The organism is Paraburkholderia edwinii, assembly GCF_019428685.1.
In the GTDB taxonomy this organism is placed as follows: Bacteria; Pseudomonadota; Gammaproteobacteria; order Burkholderiales; family Burkholderiaceae; genus Paraburkholderia; species Paraburkholderia edwinii.
On record NZ_CP080095.1, the window covers coordinates 2,604,469 to 2,619,644 of the forward strand.

Here is a 15,176-nt window from a genome sequence, read left to right on the forward strand (position 1 = left end):
GTCAACGTTGCGAATGCATCTGTTTCACCCCTAGCTTCCGGGACAGCCAGTAGTCCACCGACCATCGGCCGCTGCCGGTACCGATCAGATCGTCGAGCAGCAGCGCGGTGCCGAGATACAGCGCACCGTAGCCCCAGTTTCCATGCGGGACGATGTACCCGTCCGTGAAGTCTCGCAGCCAAGCGAAGGAGCCCGCGGCATTCCCAACCGCTCTCAGACCGAAAATGATGACGGCCGGGCAGGCAGCCAGCCTGATGCCAAGCCCGGCAAGAAAACTGATGCCCGCGACGATCTCGACGGCACGCAGTGCGCTGCCAATCCATGCGCACTGCGCCACCGTTTGCGATACGGTAAGCACCTGCCCGATACCGCCATCAAGCGGAAAGAGGAGCAGCAAGCCAAATGTCAGGCGCATGGGGACGACCCATTGGACACTGCTAGTACTGACAGCAGCGAGCAGCCCGGATCGTGTCAGCCATCTCACAGTGCTCTCCTTGCTTCGGCGGTCTCTCTATCGAATGACGTCGTCGCATACATCTCATGCGGTCCGGCGCGACGGCATCGCCGCCTGCAGCCGGAGCGCCGCGTTGTCCCAGTTGACGATACTGAACAGCTGGTTGACGTACTCGTTGCGGCGGTTCTGGTGCTTGAGGTAATAGGCATGCTCGAAGACATCGAGGACCAGGATCGGCTGGATGCCCCAGGCGGTGAGCTTCTGGTGGTTCTCGCACTGCAGGATCATGAGCTTGCCAGTCGCCGGGTGAAAACCGACGACACCCCATCCCGAAGCTTCGACCGCGATCGTCGCGGCGACGAGCTGCGCCTTGAACTTCGCGTATGAGCCGAAGTCCCGGTCGATTGCCTTCGCGAGATCGCCCTTCGGCTCACCGCCCTTGCCGGATATGCTGGTCCAGTAGATCGTGTGCAGAATGTGGCTGGAGAGCTGGAACGCGAGTTCCTTCTCGTAATACTTCACCAGCGCAAAATCGTTGGTATCGCGCGCCTTCGCCAGCGCGTCTTCGGCCTTGTTCGCCGCGACCACCGCCGGCTTGTGGTGAAAGGTGTAGTGCAGTTCAACCGTACGCGCATCGATGACCGGTTCGAGCGCGCCGTAGTCGAATGGCAGGGGTGCCGCTGCGTACTTGCCGTCGGCATCCACGAGCTTGTCGGTGTAGACGGCGCTGTCTGCCGCGAAGACCGTTTGTGCCTGAGCCAGCATCATCCCGGCGCCGACCGCGGCAGAGTTATGCAGAAAGGTACGACGTGTTGCCATGTGTTCCTCACAGATTCGCGCACGCGTCCGGTCACAGGGCGTGCAGGTGGACAAGCGGATAGACGACAAGACCAACGACGGCAGCTGCCACGACGATCACGGGCTCCTGGAGCTTCCTGAAGCGCCACAGCAGCAATACGGTTGCGAGCGCGAGCAGCGCGGTCGGCCAGTCGATGACCGAGCGCTTCGCGATGACGACTACTGAGCCTGTGATTGCGCCGACCGCCGCAGCCGTTATGCCATCGACGAACGCTTTGACGCCGGGTAGCCGCCCGTACTTCTTGAAGTACGGTGCAGGCAGCACCGTGAACAGGTAGCAGGGCAGGAAAGTGCCCAAGGCGGCCACGCAGGCGCCGGCAAATCCCGCGACGAGGTAACCGATGAAGCCGACCGTGATGACGACAGGCCCCGGGGTGATCATCGCGACGGCCACCGCGTCGACAAACTGTCTGTCGTTAAGCCAGTGATGGTCGGTGACGACACCCCCATAGAGGAATGGCACGATCGCGAGGCCCGAGCCGAATACGAATGCCCCTGCCTTTGCGAAGAACACACCGAGCTGGCTGAGCAATGACAGATCGAGCCCGCTTGCGATGCCGCTCAATGCGGGCGCCTGCGCGATCGCCGCGGCGTTGAGCCCACCCCTCCCTAACCATTTCGGTGGCGCTCTCCGCAACCAGTTAGCCAGACCACCCGCGATGAACAGCCACGCGATTTCCGATTCCGTGACGACCGTCACGGCGGCCAGCGTCAGGTAGATCACCCACAGCAGCCTGTCTGCGCCGAGGGTCTTCGTCGTGAGCTTGTACGCGCTCATCGCAATGATGCCGACGACCGCTGCGCCTACGCCATAAAAGACCGCTTGCATCCACGACAGCCCGCCAAAGTGCGCATACGCCCAGCCGAGCGCGACGACCATCAGGAACGACGGCAGCACGAAGGCGAGACCGGCTACCGTTGCACCCACGATCCGGTAATGCACGTAACCAAGATAGATGCCGAGCTGCGCGGCGAGTGGGCCGGGCATCATCTGCGCCAGCGCCAGACCTTCGCGGTAGTCCGCGTCGGTAATCCAGCCGCGCGCTTCGACGAGATCGCGACGCATGTATCCGACGAGCGCCACGGGGCCGCCAAACCCGAAGGTGCCGAGCTTCAGCATGTACATCGCCATCTGGCCAAGCGAATAGCCGGGCGCGGTCGCAGTCGTCGCAGTGCTCATGAGCGCTTTCCGGTGTCGCTGGATTTTTCGCTTGCCACGAAGTGCGTGTACATGGAATCGAGCACGCGGCTCATGTCGTCCAGCAGGTCGTCGTCGTCGGCTGCACGCTCGCGGGCGCCGGCCATGATGGCCTCAAAACCGGTCGCTTCCGGCACGGACGCGCCACCCACGTCCAGCGAGTGGACCATGGCGGCAAGGCGCAGTAGCGCCGGGTCCTTGTCGAGACCGAAGCTTGCAAGCAGGACTTCAAACGTGACGCGCTCGTCCACATGGGTAAAAGCCGCGCCATCGAAATCGAAGCCCAGCGCATCGGCCGGGCAGGCGTCGGGTGAAGTCAGCCAGATGAAGCGCGCGTTGCGGTCAATGAAGCGGCGGATAAGCCAAGCGCTGGCGACGCGGTCGACCCACATCCGCCGGCGGGTCGCCCACGTGCGGCCCTGATAGTCCGCGACTGACAGTGAGCGAATAGCGCGATTCGCCGCGTGCGGTTCACCAGGCGACAGCACCGTGTCGACGTGCGCGACGAAGTCCTGCCAAGCCACTTCGGCGCGTGTGGCCGTTTCGCCTGGGAAATAGTCGATGGTGACGATCGTCTCGTAGTCCTTGCGCAAGCGCCGCAGCAGTTTCGTCAGATCGGCCGCCGTCTGGCCAGCCACCGTCTTGCGGGCCTCGGAAAGCGCGCGGATGAACCCGTCGTACTCGTCGACGCGGTCGAAAAGGGCACGGAATTCGGCCTCCTGCGACGCATCGAGGCTCGGTGCCCGCAGCAGCCACGCGCTGCCGCCACTATCGGCAATGGAGGCAGTCAGTTCGCGCAACGCGCCTTCGCGCTCCTCGCTGTAGGGCAGCAGATAGATGCCGTCGCGCAGGACGGCGCAGCCCTTTGCTTTTAGAGCGCGCCAGAAGCGCATGCGCGCCGTCGCGTTCTCGGTGGGAAGCGTAAGGATCAGGAGTGACCAGGTCAGGACGGGGCTCATGTAGATGATGCTACATCTCGGTAGCGTCATCTACAAGTTAACTTTTTGCCCGTCCTCACCGGCTCCGCACGGCCGGCTCAGAGGATGGACTTCGCTGGTTTGCGCGGCGTGGTCGTTGAGCGATTGTTCATGAACTAGTGAGGCTGTTCACACTGATGCGTCGGGCGTCCGCTTCCACTTGCGAAGGGGCCGTTCGCGTGCGTTGATTGACGGTCCCCTTCGTGTCGAACAGCGACCACTGGCACACGCGCACACTTAATCTCCCGCCACCCGGAAGGAGATCGTCACGGAGACGCAGAGTTGCCTCACTAGTCGTCGTGTGCCCTGGAATAAGGGCAAGCTCACCGGACAGAAACCGCCGCTGAAGCTGCCCGAAATCTGGGCCATTCGCACCCGGCTGCAGATGTCATCGAACGTCCGCGAACTGGCGATGTTCAACCTCGCGATCGATAGCAAACTCCGGGCGTGCGACCTGACGCGATTGCGCGTGCAGGACGTCTGTCACGGAAGTCACGCTGCATCCCGCGCGACAGTCATGCAGCGAAAAACACAGCGGCCAGTGCAGTTTGAAATAACCGAGCAAACAAGGCAGAGCATCGAGGCCTGGATCGCGGCGCGTGGACTGAAATCCGCGGACTATCCTTTCCCGAGTCGTGTGCATTCATCGCCGCATCTCTCGACGCGGCAATACGCGCGGCTGGTACATCGATGGGTCGGGTCCATCGGACTGGACGAGACGGCGTACGGCACTCACACCATGAGGCGCACGAAGGTTTCGCTGATCTACCGCCGCGCAAAAAATCTTAGGGCAGTGCAGTTGCTGCTTGGACATACGAGGCTCGAGAGTACAGTCCGGTATCTCGGTATCGAGGTAGACGATGCGCTCGAAATGGCTGAGCAAACCGAAGTCTGAGTCGCTCCCGGCCGGACAGTAAACCGGGTACTGTCCGGCCATGAGCGGTCGCTTACGCCTGCGATCCGAACGTCGGTTAAGGGGTTGTTACCGGCCGGTAACGCAAAGTCGTATTGCATCGTGGCGTGTCGGCATCCTGTCGGTTAGTCCGTACCCGGCGTGCTGAAGCTGCTGCAAACGAAATGAGCGCACCGCGAAATGTGCCGCCGCCCGTCCCCGTCAATCCGGTTCGAAGGCCAGCTTGCAGTCAATGAATGCCCGTGCGCGCTTTTCTCCATAGTCGAAAGCCCCGTCTGGGGAAATGAAGTCGAGACGCTCGGGGAAGCTTTCCACGGTAGCGAGCAGACCGTCTCGCGCGCAGACCGACCACCATACCGTGTAACGGCGCTGGATGCCACTGAACGAGAGGGCACGGCTTACCGCTACCCGCACTTCGATCGCGTACCCGCGATAGGCTTCGCACGACTGGCGCATGACGCCCCCCGTTAAACGCAAGTGATGACGCCTGCCCAATGCGCATCTGACGTGCCAGGCTGGCCTGTTTCGGGAAGTTCCGGTGAGCAGTGTGGCGGTCTGGTCTGTTGGACAACACCTGATACGAGTGACGCCCACGTCGTGGTCGACAGCCGGCACGTCACAGCTGCGCGTCAATAGAGGTCTTGTCGAGTACCGACCATACCTCGCGGATCCTGTCGTCCTGGAAGGCGTAGATGGCATTCTCCGCAAACGAGATGCGCTTTCCGCGCGTGGGCAGTCCAAGGAAAGTGCCCCTTGGCGTACAGTTAAAGACCAGCCGGCTCGCGAGGAGAGGGGGCTGCGATACGAGCTTTGCCAGTTCAAAGTAAACATCCGGGATTTCATCGCAAAACTGCGTCATCATTTTGCGATAGCCCGAAAGTCCGATCTGTTTGTCGTTGTACCTCAGATCATCGACAAAGTGTTCGAGCGTCGACCAGTCCTGCCGGTTCAGGCAGGCGATGAAACCGCGATAAACGTCGGACTGGTTTACTTCAGCCATGATGGTCCCTTGGGAATCCAGACGGGTTGGAATCGCGCGTGCTGTCAGTATCCCGATTGCGATGGCGGCTACCAGGCAAGGGCAAACGTCACGCCCACGCGGGCCATCGACGACGTCGTCGGATAACCCATTCTATCGTGGTGTCGTCGCGCAGTTGATGCGGTCACCGGCAATTCGATGAAACCCGTTCGTCACGGCCAGCTCGGGGCGTGCACCGGCTGCCATCTCGCAGCGCACGGATTCTGGCACTGTAGGGCAACCCGTGCGAGGACGCCGGACGTCGGGCGTGGCGTCGAAGCGCAGCGCGTATTGGAGCGTGTACCGGCTTCGGCTGCAATGGCAACCGCAAGCCGTGCGAAACTGGCCGGCTTGCGCATGAAATGCGTCCAGTACCGGACGCCATCGACCAAAGGCTCGGGCGCGGCCGAGAGCATGACGATGGGCAGGTCGCGATGCACAGGATGCGTGCGGATCTGCCGGCAAAACTGTGCGCCGTCAGTCCCGGGCATTTCAAGGTCGGTCACCACGCACTGGATGGATTCGTCGTCCAGGATAACCATTGCCGTGGACACGTCGCCAGCGACGGCCACCTCGTGGCCGTCGCTTTCGAGTGCATTTTGAAGCGCGAAAAGATTTTCGGCGTCATCGTCGACCAGTAACACCTTTGCCACGGCTTGGGCTCCCGACGGCTTGTTGCTCTTTACTACTGCCAGTAGCCGCGCCATCTACTGCACCGACGAGGCAGCTGCGCCGGAAGCGCCCCTTGTCGGCGTAGCCGTGCGCGACTGCGACTTCATCGTGTCGTTGCCCTTCGAGCCCGACGTGCTGCCGGTCGTCCCGTGGGCGTTTGGCGTACTCATGCCGGTCCCGCCCTGGCCGGCGCTACCTCCCGCACCACCGCCGTTTCCTCCGCCACCGCCGGCACCCTCTGCGTACGCCGCACCCGCGAACGCGGCACACATCAGCGATGCAATGACCGCTCCGTACACTTTCTTCCTGGTATCCATAGGTCCTCCCTGATCTTGCCCATCCTGCAAGTTTCCTTCATTGCCCGTGTACAAACAGGTGCGCGCGGCTTGCGGTCTACGGCCGATTCTGCGTTGCCCGTTTGTCCGGAGTGGCGTCACCAGGCGACGGCTCCGCCGGCGTTTCCTCGTCCGGCACATCGTCGTCCGGATCGGTGCCGGGGAGATCTGCGTCGTCACCGTTTCCGACCCCGGTCACGGGCAGGTCGTCTTCCTCGCGCTGGTCTTCCGCGCCCGGCTGGTCATCAGGAGTGCGTTGCATATCACGTTGCGTTGCCATGGCTCACCTCGCTCGGTTAAAGGCATCTCCATAACCGCAATCGCCGTGCCGCAGACGGCCAGCGCGGCGCGCCGGCATGAGGTCGTCGGTTGCATTTGCTGACCCGCGATGAAGCACGCGCGAGTCGACCAAGGGCCCGTTTCAGGCACAGGCCATGCGCGATGTCGTTGCCCAACCAGAGGGAGGCTCTCATGTTCATGCACAACAGACGGTTGCAATACACGGTGCGCGTCAGCGCAACGAATCCCGGACTCGCGAACCTGATGCTCGAACAGTTCGGCGGACCACAAGGCGAACTCGCCGCCGCCATGCGCTATTTCACCCAGGCAGTGGCCGAGGAGGACCCGGGTCGCAAGGACATGCTGTACGACATTGCGACCGAGGAACTCAGTCACCTTGAGATCATCGGTTGCCTCGTCGCGATGCTTAACCGCGGCGCGAAAGGAGAACTGGCCGAAGCGGTGGACGGTCAGGCGGAGCTCTACCGCAAACTCAATGGCCCAGGCAACGACAGCCATGTGACGCAACTCCTGTACGGCGGTGGGCCGCCGCTCACCAACTCAGGCGGCGTGCCGTGGAGCGCCGCGTACATTGACACGATCGGCGAGCCGACCGCCGACCTGCGCTCGAACATTGCCGCGGAGGCCCGCGCGAAAATCGTCTACGAACGATTGATCAACGTGACTGACGACGCGGGCATCCGCGATGCGCTGGGGTTTCTGATGACCCGCGAGGTCGCGCATCAGAAGTCCTTTGAGAAGGCGCTGTATGCGATTACGCCCAACTTCCCGCCGGGCAAGGCGCCCCCGATACCGGAATTCCCGAGCACCTACTTCAAGATGTCGCACGGTGGCGATGTCGTGCAGGCGCCGTGGAACAGCGGCACCGGGCTGTCGATGCAGCAGGGCGAACCGGCGGTGGACGGTGGCGACGGCAATGCATGGGTTGGCCTCGATGCCGCGGAAGAGTCGGCGCTCACGGAGATGTCCGGGCGGCTGCAATCGGACCCGTCGAGCGATCCGGCAACTGGTGCGGAACTGGGCAGCGATCCGGCAGGCGTCGGCGTCGAAGAGGCTGACGCACCCGCACCGAAACGTTAGAGACCGGACCGCCGGTTACCGCCTCACCCTATTCTTCAATGGAACCCATCATGACAGTCAAATCAATCAACGACCTTTTTGTTCATTCGCTTTCCGACATTTACAGTGCGGAAAAGCAGATGACCAGGTCGCTGCCCAAACTTTCCCGCGCCGCGAGCCACGCCGATCTGAGTGCGGCGTTCATCACTCATCTGGAAGAAACCCAAGGTCAGATCGAACGGATAGATCAGGTGGTGGAAAGCTGCGGGATCCGCCTCAAGCGCGTCAAATGCGTGGCGATGGAAGGCCTGATTGAGGAAGGCCAGGAGCAGATCGACGAAATCGAAAAAGGTCCAGTGCTGGACGCCGCCCTGATTGCGGCGGCACAAAAGGTCGAGCACTACGAAATTGCCGCCTACGGATCGCTGATCGCGCTGGCCAAACAGCTCGGTGAAACGCACGCGGTCACGCTGCTGCTCCAGACGCTCAAGGAAGAAAAGGCCACCGACGAGAAGCTGACGCTGCTGGCTGAAGAAAAGATTGCCGCGGAAGCGCTGGGCAGGTAGTGAAGTACGACAGGCATCGCCCGGCCAAACGGCGACAGCCAAGCGGCGAAGCGGGCGCGTGCTGCCCGCTTCGCCGGTGTCTCGCCTCAGGCAGCTTTACTGGAGTGGCGGTATTACTCCGAGTTTTTCGGCAAGCGCTCGTTCGTACACGCCAAAGTTCAGGTCAACTTCCTCCTGCGTGACGACCTGCACGTCAACGTTGACCTGGTCGGGCAGCAGGCCCATGACTGTGGCAATCGCGCTCTCCAGTTGTGGCGCACACAGCCGGTCTTCCGCCAGTGTCGTTCCGACCGTGATGTCATAAGCCCTTTCCAGCCGGAACACGATATCGACGATGCGCGCACGCGCGCTCATGTTGTTGTCGATCGCAAGGCGTGTCACGTCGGCCAGCCGCCGCATCACCCTGGTCGGAAAGCCTTTCGTTGAACGCAACCTGATCCGATGTCTGCCCAACGTTTTCCAGCCCGTGTCGAATTCCATGGCGTCGCTCCGTGCTGTTTTTTCGAGCGCTAGTGTATGGACCGCCGACGCAATTTCAAGGGCGAATTTTTCAGTCTGGTGCCCCCCTTGAAATCCCGGTGACCCCTCATATTTTCCGTAACGCTCAGGCAGCCGTTCGGCAGTGCTCCCGCACATGAACGCTGTGTGTTTCAACCCTTGATTGTCCGTGGCACGGGGACAACCGGACTGAAGCGCGTACGCCGGTTCGTCTCCCCGCCGTCAGAGGAGCAAGCAACCATGAGTGATCTCTATTTTCGAACCGACCTGTTTGGCGAGCTCGACCGGCTGCAGCGGCAGATGTCGGGCCTCTTCGAAGGCTTTCCTTCCAGCCTTCGTTCAAGCCGGATGGGCACCTTTCCTCACATCAACGTCGGCACGACCGACAGCACGATCGAGATCGTGGCGTTCGCGCCTGGCGTCGATCCCGCGAAACTCGATATCTCTATCGACAAGGGCCTGCTGTCGATTGCCGGCGAGCGGTCCACACGGCAGCCCTTGCCGGAAGGCACGCGTCAGTACGCGCAGGAGCGCTTCAACGGCAGCTTCCGGCGGGTAATCGAACTGCCGCAACAGGCCGATCCCGACAAGGTGCAGGCGCGCTACGTGGATGGGTGCCTGCTGATTACCGTGGGCAAGCGCGAGGCGTCGAAGCCCCGTGCCATTACCGTTGAATGAAGAGGTGACATCATGAGCGACAACACCCAGATCACCCAGCACGACCCGAACGCAATGACGCGCGCGGAACCGGACGAAGCACGACGCCGCGTCACGCTGATGCCGGCTGTCGATATCGTCGAGGACGCACATTCTGTTACGGTGTGGGCCGACCTGCCGGGCGTGCAAAAAGACAGGCTCGACATCAGGGTTCACGACGGCAGCCTGACGATCGATGCGGAATCCGTGGTACCGGTGACGCCGGACCTGCGGCTGTCGCACGCGGAAATACGGGCGCCGTATTTCTCGCGCCGGTTCACGGTCAGCGAAGACTTTGATACGTCGAGAATCGACGCGGTTCTGAAGGACGGTGTGCTCAAGCTGACCATTCCACGCCGCGACGAGGCGAAGCCGCGGCGCATCGAGGTGCGCCTGGGATAAGCGCCGCGCCAGCGGGGCATTCCGGCTGCCGGGCTTCGCGGCGCGGCAGCGGGCGCATTGCGTGATGACGGACGGGCTTTGTCTTCGACCAGACCGGTTCGCCGCGATCCATGATCACACGCGCTCCCGGGCAACGAAAGTGCAATCTGCGAACGAATGTGCTCGCTGTTCGGCGAAGCGGGCGGCCTCCTCCGCGGAGACAAAGTTCACCGGCTCGGTGGAGCTGGCGATGACGTTCGCGGAAACAAAGGGGCCCTCTTTATGGAGAAACCACGAAACGCCATAGCGCGGTTCTGATCCATTGACGGAAGCGCACTTGTGCTTGTTAATGCGTACGAGCACGCCCAGCCCGCGATAAGGCAGGCAATGTACGTCCATAATGTCCTGCTCCAGTTAGGGATGCATACCGTGTTGCGCAATGGTTGTTCCACGGTATGCTGGTAGCTGGCACGCCACGCAAATTCATCGGGTGGCACCAGAATGCCGGCCTTAGCCAGCATGAATGGGAGGCGACAGTGATGAGGCTGATCGGAATATTGACCGTCGCGGTCGCGATGACAGGCTGTGTTGCTGCTCAGCCTTATGGCTATGGCGACCCGGCGTACGGCTACGGTCCAGGCTACTACACGCCGGGCACAAGCATCGGGATCGGCGTCGGCGGCAGCAGTTTCAACGGGGGTAGCGTTGGCGGCGGTGTCGGCATCGGCGTCGGTTTCTGATGCCAGTGATCGACAACCGGTCGTGACAACGCGTGCCGCTCATATCGTCGTGGGCGGAGTTGTCAGTCGGTTCATGACGCACTGGCTTGATGCTGGGAGCAATCGCCGGCATGCACCTGCATTGCGCGCCCAAGCCGATAATCTGCGGGATGTCAGCACGCAGCGGAAATATGCTGCAACGCAGCCTTGGTCAGCTCGATCTTCTCGTTGAAGAAGGCTTCTGTTCGAACCGTACCGACCTGATCCGGACGGCCATCCTCAATCAGCTCGCGCTACACGCTCAGGTCGTTCAGAGACGGTCACACGCCGCGCGCTCGTGCTCGGCATGCAGCATTTTTCCAGACAGGACCTTAAGGCAGTACGCACGGCGCACGAGCGCCTCGATATCCAGGTGCTCGGGCTGGCAAGCATTGCTGCTGACGTCTCACCGGAACTTGCGCGCGCAACGATTGGAAGTGTCGCGGTGCTGGGGGCATTTCACAGGACGCCTGCCGTCAAGGCGGCGATCGCCGACCGTATCCGGTAACCACACGACGCTCAACCCGGCATCCACTTTGCTCACGGGGACCCTACCATGAAACTGAATGACGGATTCCTGAACTCGATGCACGAAGCGATGGCCTTGTTGCGTACACGCGGCCCTGCCGAAGCGACGGCCGCAATACAACGCGCGCTGCGCGGCGAAGGCACTCGCCCTCGATGGACCGCATCAATGCCCGCATGCAGCCAGTGCCTTGAACAGGAGGTCGTGGTCAAACGGCTTCTGGCAACGCGGATGGTGGCGGTAGCGGCCGTCGACCGCGTTCGCCCCGTATCCCGTCGCGAAGACGAACGGGATGTGTCGTCGCGTAAGCGCGTCCGCCACGGAGTATGACTTTTCACCGTTGAGGTCGACGTCGAGAATCGCTGCGTCGATCTGCTCCTTGCCTTCCTCAACGAGCGCAACCGCTTCGCGCGCCGCAGAAACTGGTCCCACAATGCTTGCGCCTGCGCCTTCAAGCACGGCGGTCAGTGCGAGCGCGACCAGGTAGTCGTCCTCCACTACCATGATCCTCTGTCCTTTAAGCAAATCGGCTGATGTTGCCATCTCCCGCCTTTTTATGCGCGACCGGCCGCTTCGCCGGCCGGCTGAATCGGTATCTCGATGTGACAGGACACGCCGTCAGTATTGAAGGCCAGTTTGGTGTTCGCGTGCAGTGTGAATCTCAATGCTTTCTCGATCAGCTGGCGGCCAAATCCGGTCTTGGTCGCATCAGGCGCGGCACGCACGCCGCTTTCGACCCAGTCGATTACGAGCGACTCCTGGCCTGACTGCCCAGATTGAATCTTCCAGCGCACTTCCAGTCTTGCCTCCTCGTCCTTCAGAGCGCCGTACTTGACGGCATTCGTCGCCAGTTCGTGCAGGACCAGAGCGATTGTCTGGACATTGCGAAACCCGAGCGGCACTACCGGGCCATCTATCACGATGCGCTCACTGTCCGCCACGCCGAGCGCTTCGAACTCGAGCCGCACGATGTCGTAAAGGTCAATCAGATGGCCGTTCGCCTCGCCAATCAGTCCCTGCAAGCGTCCCAAGGCGGCGAGGCGACTTCCGAACGTCTCGAGCGCAGGGTCGCCCTCGAGTGTCTGTTGCGCAATCGACTGGATAACCGCGAGCAGGTTGCGAGTGCGGTGTTGCAACTCCGCGATGAGCACGTTCTGGCGTTCTTCAGCATTTACCATGCCCGTCACATCCACGAACGCCATGACGACGCCGTCGGTCCGGCCGTCGCCATTCCGGTAAGGGGCGAGTCGCACCAGAAAATGTTCCATGCCGCCTTTGCTGCGGATTTGGAGTTCCCGCGGTTGACTGCTGGCAAAGACCGCCGCGATGTCCGCCTCCAGCCCGGGCATTTCCAGACGGCTGACCAGTTCCGTGATGGGGCGGCCGCGATCGACGGGACGAATATGGAAAATGCCGTCCATTGCCGGTGTGAATGAACGGATTACAAGGTTGCGGTCGAGAAACACCGTGGCGACCGCCGTGCTCTCGAACAGGTTGTGGAGATCGCTGTTCGACCGGTCCAACGCGTCAATCTTGCCGTTCAGTTCCAGATTGACCGTGTGCAATTCCTCGTTGAGCGAGACAAGTTCTTCCTTCGATGCCTCCAGCTCTTCATTCGATGATTGCAGTTCCTCGTTGACCGATACGAGTTCCTCGTTCGACGATTTCAGTTCCTCAAGCGCTGTCTCATACTCCTCGATCATCGACTGGAGCCGCTCGCGGGTATCGCGCAATTCCTTTTCCACCTGCTCCGCCGTGCCGTCGTGCATCGCCTGCGCCCGCGCGAGCGCCTCCTCACGGGTCAGCACGGGTCCCTGGTCCGCGAAGACCACGAGATACATGCGCTCGCTCTGCGTGTGCTCGCTCAGCGGTTCCACCGTCAGGCTCACTACCTGTACACGACCGTCTTCACCCTCGACAACTACGCCATCGCGGGTAACCGGGCGGCCGAGCTCCACAGCCTCCCGGAATACCGATCGCAGATCCAGGCTGAGCCCTTTGCGGGCCATTGCGAACAGCTGCCGGGTGGGCACGCCGGGCGCCGCCTCCAGATACTTGCCCGTACGTCCCGAGTAATACACCACGTCGCCGTCCCGGGTGACAAGCACGTGAGGCGGCGTGAAGCGCTCAAGAATCTGGTGGTTGACCGCGTGGCGCAGCGCCGCGCCACCTAACGTCGGCCGGCCGGGCGCGATCCCGGTCACGTTGCCGACCTTCAGGGCTGACACGGCCAGTGGCACACGAAGCTGCGGCGCAACGTCGGCGCGGCGCCGGAAAGTCCGATACTTCTTTTCGACAGGAACGAAAAGCTCGTCGAACTGGCTGACGTTCTCGGAGGTGCCGAGAAAGAGGTAACCGTCAGGCCGAAGCGCATAGTGGAATGTCGGGATGACCTGATTCTGGATCTCGGTACCGAAGTAGATAAGAAGGTTGCGGCAGGAGACCAGGTCGATGCGCGAGAAAGGTGGGTCGCGAATGACGCTATGCGGGGAGAAGATGCACAGGTCGCGTACTTCCTTGGTCAGGGTGTAGCTGCTGCCGTCTGAAACAAAAAACCTGCGCCGCCGCTCTTCCGACACGCCTTCGAGTAGCGGTAGCGGATATCGCGCGGCACGTGCGACTGCGAGCGCACCTTCGTCGATGTCAGTGGCAAAGATCTGCACGCGTGGCGCAGCGGCGCGCTCGTCGATGTGCTCGCGCAGAAGCATGGCGATCGAATAGACTTCCTCGCCCGTTGCGCAACCAGGCACCCACACGCGCACCGTATCGTCGGCCCCGCGTCCCTCGAACAGTTTTGGCAGTACAACATCCGCAAGGTTTTCGAAGGCTTGTGCGTCGCGGAAGAAGCTCGTAACGTTGATGAGGAGGTCTCGAAAAAGTGCGGTTACTTCCCCCGCATCGGCCGCCAGACGCGCCACATACGCTTCAGGGGTTTTGAGTTCCACAACCTGCATGCGTCGCTGCACGCGACGCAGGAAAGTCTTGACCTTGTAGCCGCCGAAGTCGTGTCCGACCTGGTTACGCAGGATTGAATAGATTGCTTCGCGCGCCTCGTCATACTTCGTCGCCGTGGCAGCTTCATCGGCTTCCCCGACCAGTCCGTCGAGCATGAATACACCCGCTGCGAAGCTGGCAAGCTTCGCTCCCATCTCCCCTACGGGGATTGCGAGATCAACCAGCCCGGTAGAAATCGCGCTGTTGGGCATGTCTGCGTGGAGCGGACCGAACCCGTCGGTCGCCTGGGCGAGCGTCAGTCCGCCGCGTTCCTTGATGGCCTTGATGCCAAGGGTGCCGTCGGAATCGCCTCCCGAGAGGATGACGCCGGCGGACAGCTCACCGGCATCGACCGCAAGCGCGCTAAAGAAAAGATCGACCGGCTTGCGTTCCCGCCGCTGTCTGTCCTGCGCCTGAACATGAAGTACGCGGTTCGAGACACTCACCACGGCGTCTGTCGGCAACAGGTACACGTTATTGACCTTGATGGGCGTGCCATTGGCAATGGCATGCACCGGCATCGCGGTGAAGCGCGAGACGATCTCGGGAAGCATGCTCTCCCGATCAGGGCTCAAGTGGGTAATGATCACGCACGCGATGCCGGGGTTTTCGGGCATGCCGCGAAAAAAACCTTCCAGTGCCTCGACCCCGCCTGCGGAAGCCCCGAGCCCTACGATTGGAAAGTCGTTGTTCGGTGTCATGCTTTTTCCCGCGTTATCGCGGATCTCCGCGTAGAGCGTGCGCCGCGCTTTCCATCGCTACTGCTGTCCTGTCTTGGATGCGTCGTTTGCTGTTCCAGCAGCCGGAGCCCTGCGCGCACGACCTCGCTGGCCGTGCTGTATCGACCTTCAGCGATTTCCGTTCTGACGAAAGAAGCGAGACGTTCCGTCAGGCTGACGCTCAAAGCGTGCTTGCTGGGCATGGCTGCCTCGAAAAGAAAGGGTACGTTTTTATACTACCCTTGTTATACAGG

Annotated in this window: 19 protein-coding genes and 1 pseudogene; 7 read left to right on the plus strand and 13 right to left on the minus strand. The window is 61.7% G+C overall.

Annotated features, from left to right (window positions below):
- Position 1: 1 nt before the first annotated feature.
- The 4 genes from KZJ38_RS11455 to KZJ38_RS11470 all read right to left on the minus strand — a co-directional run bounded on the left by KZJ38_RS11455 (position 2) and on the right by KZJ38_RS11470 (position 3,469).
- Entirely contained in the window at positions 2 to 415 is a 414-nt protein-coding gene (locus KZJ38_RS11455; protein ID WP_246641434.1) for a hypothetical protein, read from the minus strand.
- 123 nt (positions 416 to 538) lie between these two features.
- The gene (locus KZJ38_RS11460) at positions 539 to 1,222 is read right to left on the minus strand and encodes a superoxide dismutase (protein WP_246641435.1); all 684 of its coding nucleotides are present in this window, start codon (positions 1,220 to 1,222) and stop codon (positions 539 to 541) included.
- An 82-nt stretch (positions 1,223 to 1,304) separates the two neighbouring features.
- On the minus strand, positions 1,305 to 2,492 hold the full coding sequence (locus KZJ38_RS11465; protein WP_219796027.1) for a chromate transporter: 1,188 nt from the start codon (positions 2,490 to 2,492) through the stop codon (positions 1,305 to 1,307).
- Positions 2,489 to 3,469: a chromate resistance protein ChrB domain-containing protein gene (locus KZJ38_RS11470; protein ID WP_219796028.1), complete on the minus strand. Its 981-nt coding sequence runs from the start codon at positions 3,467 to 3,469 to the stop codon at positions 2,489 to 2,491. Before KZJ38_RS11470 ends, KZJ38_RS11465 begins: the two co-directional genes overlap by 4 nt.
- A 319-nt stretch (positions 3,470 to 3,788) precedes the next feature.
- Between KZJ38_RS11470 and KZJ38_RS11475 the strand changes: the two genes are divergently transcribed.
- Positions 3,789 to 4,382 (plus strand): tyrosine-type recombinase/integrase, encoded by a 594-nt coding sequence (locus KZJ38_RS11475; protein WP_246641436.1) that lies wholly within the window; start codon positions 3,789 to 3,791, stop codon positions 4,380 to 4,382.
- A gap of 219 nt (positions 4,383 to 4,601) precedes the next feature.
- On the opposite strand, the gene KZJ38_RS11480 is transcribed toward KZJ38_RS11475, so the two are convergent.
- The 5 genes from KZJ38_RS11480 to KZJ38_RS11500 all read right to left on the minus strand — a co-directional run bounded on the left by KZJ38_RS11480 (position 4,602) and on the right by KZJ38_RS11500 (position 6,705).
- Positions 4,602 to 4,856, minus strand: coding sequence for a hypothetical protein (locus tag KZJ38_RS11480; RefSeq protein ID WP_219796029.1), 255 nt, complete (start codon positions 4,854 to 4,856; stop codon positions 4,602 to 4,604).
- A 160-nt stretch (positions 4,857 to 5,016) separates the two neighbouring features.
- Positions 5,017 to 5,400, minus strand: a complete 384-nt coding sequence (locus KZJ38_RS11485) for an ester cyclase (RefSeq protein WP_219796030.1) — start codon at positions 5,398 to 5,400, stop codon at positions 5,017 to 5,019.
- A gap of 191 nt (positions 5,401 to 5,591) precedes the next feature.
- Positions 5,592 to 6,125 (minus strand): response regulator, encoded by a 534-nt coding sequence (locus tag KZJ38_RS11490; RefSeq protein WP_219796031.1) that lies wholly within the window; start codon positions 6,123 to 6,125, stop codon positions 5,592 to 5,594.
- Positions 6,126 to 6,407 carry a hypothetical protein gene (locus tag KZJ38_RS11495; RefSeq protein ID WP_219796032.1) on the minus strand — a complete coding sequence of 94 codons (282 nt, stop codon included), beginning with the start codon at positions 6,405 to 6,407 and terminating at the stop codon, positions 6,126 to 6,128.
- A 76-nt stretch (positions 6,408 to 6,483) separates the two neighbouring features.
- Positions 6,484 to 6,705: a hypothetical protein gene (locus KZJ38_RS11500; RefSeq protein WP_219796033.1), complete on the minus strand. Its 222-nt coding sequence runs from the start codon at positions 6,703 to 6,705 to the stop codon at positions 6,484 to 6,486.
- Positions 6,706 to 6,896: 191 nt separating this feature from the next.
- On the opposite strand from KZJ38_RS11500, the gene KZJ38_RS11505 reads away from it, so the two are divergent.
- On the plus strand, positions 6,897 to 7,805 hold the full coding sequence (locus KZJ38_RS11505) for a manganese catalase family protein (protein ID WP_219796034.1): 909 nt from the start codon (positions 6,897 to 6,899) through the stop codon (positions 7,803 to 7,805).
- A gap of 50 nt (positions 7,806 to 7,855) precedes the next feature.
- Positions 7,856 to 8,350, plus strand: a complete 495-nt coding sequence (locus KZJ38_RS11510; RefSeq protein ID WP_219796035.1) for a YciE/YciF ferroxidase family protein — start codon at positions 7,856 to 7,858, stop codon at positions 8,348 to 8,350.
- 96 nt (positions 8,351 to 8,446) lie between these two features.
- On the opposite strand, the gene KZJ38_RS11515 is transcribed toward KZJ38_RS11510, so the two are convergent.
- Positions 8,447 to 8,830, minus strand: coding sequence for a hypothetical protein (locus tag KZJ38_RS11515; protein ID WP_219796036.1), 384 nt, complete (start codon positions 8,828 to 8,830; stop codon positions 8,447 to 8,449).
- 258 nt (positions 8,831 to 9,088) lie between these two features.
- Between KZJ38_RS11515 and KZJ38_RS11520 the strand changes: the two genes are divergently transcribed.
- The 4 genes and pseudogenes from KZJ38_RS11520 (at position 9,089) to KZJ38_RS11535 (ending at position 11,191) form a co-directional block, all read left to right on the plus strand.
- Positions 9,089 to 9,526 carry an Hsp20/alpha crystallin family protein gene (locus KZJ38_RS11520; protein ID WP_219796037.1) on the plus strand — a complete coding sequence of 146 codons (438 nt, stop codon included), beginning with the start codon at positions 9,089 to 9,091 and terminating at the stop codon, positions 9,524 to 9,526.
- 12 nt (positions 9,527 to 9,538) lie between these two features.
- Positions 9,539 to 9,946 (plus strand): Hsp20/alpha crystallin family protein, encoded by a 408-nt coding sequence (locus tag KZJ38_RS11525; protein ID WP_219796038.1) that lies wholly within the window; start codon positions 9,539 to 9,541, stop codon positions 9,944 to 9,946.
- A 518-nt stretch (positions 9,947 to 10,464) separates the two neighbouring features.
- Positions 10,465 to 10,665, plus strand: coding sequence for a hypothetical protein (locus tag KZJ38_RS11530; RefSeq protein WP_425518244.1), 201 nt, complete (start codon positions 10,465 to 10,467; stop codon positions 10,663 to 10,665).
- Between the two features lie 149 nt (positions 10,666 to 10,814).
- A pseudogene (locus KZJ38_RS11535) lies at positions 10,815 to 11,191 on the plus strand (CopG family transcriptional regulator).
- Between the two features lie 183 nt (positions 11,192 to 11,374).
- Here the strand turns inward: KZJ38_RS11535 and KZJ38_RS11540 are convergent.
- From KZJ38_RS11540 to KZJ38_RS37120, 3 genes are read right to left on the minus strand one after another with little or no spacing between them, the layout of a single operon-like run.
- On the minus strand, positions 11,375 to 11,752 hold the full coding sequence (locus KZJ38_RS11540) for a response regulator (RefSeq protein WP_219796040.1): 378 nt from the start codon (positions 11,750 to 11,752) through the stop codon (positions 11,375 to 11,377).
- Between the two features lie 11 nt (positions 11,753 to 11,763).
- Positions 11,764 to 14,904: a CheR family methyltransferase gene (locus tag KZJ38_RS11545; protein WP_219796041.1), complete on the minus strand. Its 3,141-nt coding sequence runs from the start codon at positions 14,902 to 14,904 to the stop codon at positions 11,764 to 11,766.
- Complete coding sequence (locus tag KZJ38_RS37120) at positions 14,901 to 15,125, minus strand: type II toxin-antitoxin system ParD family antitoxin (RefSeq protein ID WP_219796042.1); 225 nt, start codon at positions 15,123 to 15,125, stop codon at positions 14,901 to 14,903. Before KZJ38_RS37120 ends, KZJ38_RS11545 begins: the two co-directional genes overlap by 4 nt.
- Positions 15,126 to 15,176 lie beyond the last annotated feature (51 nt).

Coding starts and splice junctions, on each gene's coding strand:
- KZJ38_RS11455 (WP_246641434.1), bottom strand. CDS start 415: ATGCGCCTGACATTTGGCTTGCTGCTCCTCTTTCCGCTTGATGGCGGT.
- KZJ38_RS11460 (WP_246641435.1), bottom strand. CDS start 1,222: ATGATGCTGGCTCAGGCACAAACGGTCTTCGCGGCAGACAGCGCCGTC.
- KZJ38_RS11465 (WP_219796027.1), bottom strand. CDS start 2,492: ATGAGCACTGCGACGACTGCGACCGCGCCCGGCTATTCGCTTGGCCAG.
- KZJ38_RS11470 (WP_219796028.1), bottom strand. CDS start 3,469: ATGAGCCCCGTCCTGACCTGGTCACTCCTGATCCTTACGCTTCCCACC.
- KZJ38_RS11480 (WP_219796029.1), bottom strand. CDS start 4,856: ATGCGCCAGTCGTGCGAAGCCTATCGCGGGTACGCGATCGAAGTGCGG.
- KZJ38_RS11485 (WP_219796030.1), bottom strand. CDS start 5,400: ATGGCTGAAGTAAACCAGTCCGACGTTTATCGCGGTTTCATCGCCTGC.
- KZJ38_RS11490 (WP_219796031.1), bottom strand. CDS start 6,125: ATGGCGCGGCTACTGGCAGTAGTAAAGAGCAACAAGCCGTCGGGAGCC.
- KZJ38_RS11495 (WP_219796032.1), bottom strand. CDS start 6,407: ATGGATACCAGGAAGAAAGTGTACGGAGCGGTCATTGCATCGCTGATG.
- KZJ38_RS11500 (WP_219796033.1), bottom strand. CDS start 6,705: ATGGCAACGCAACGTGATATGCAACGCACTCCTGATGACCAGCCGGGC.
- KZJ38_RS11505 (WP_219796034.1), top strand. CDS start 6,897: ATGTTCATGCACAACAGACGGTTGCAATACACGGTGCGCGTCAGCGCA.
- KZJ38_RS11510 (WP_219796035.1), top strand. CDS start 7,856: ATGACAGTCAAATCAATCAACGACCTTTTTGTTCATTCGCTTTCCGAC.
- KZJ38_RS11515 (WP_219796036.1), bottom strand. CDS start 8,830: ATGGAATTCGACACGGGCTGGAAAACGTTGGGCAGACATCGGATCAGG.
- KZJ38_RS11520 (WP_219796037.1), top strand. CDS start 9,089: ATGAGTGATCTCTATTTTCGAACCGACCTGTTTGGCGAGCTCGACCGG.
- KZJ38_RS11525 (WP_219796038.1), top strand. CDS start 9,539: ATGAGCGACAACACCCAGATCACCCAGCACGACCCGAACGCAATGACG.
- KZJ38_RS11530 (WP_425518244.1), top strand. CDS start 10,465: ATGAGGCTGATCGGAATATTGACCGTCGCGGTCGCGATGACAGGCTGT.
- KZJ38_RS11540 (WP_219796040.1), bottom strand. CDS start 11,752: ATGGCAACATCAGCCGATTTGCTTAAAGGACAGAGGATCATGGTAGTG.
- KZJ38_RS11545 (WP_219796041.1), bottom strand. CDS start 14,904: ATGACACCGAACAACGACTTTCCAATCGTAGGGCTCGGGGCTTCCGCA.
- KZJ38_RS37120 (WP_219796042.1), bottom strand. CDS start 15,125: ATGCCCAGCAAGCACGCTTTGAGCGTCAGCCTGACGGAACGTCTCGCT.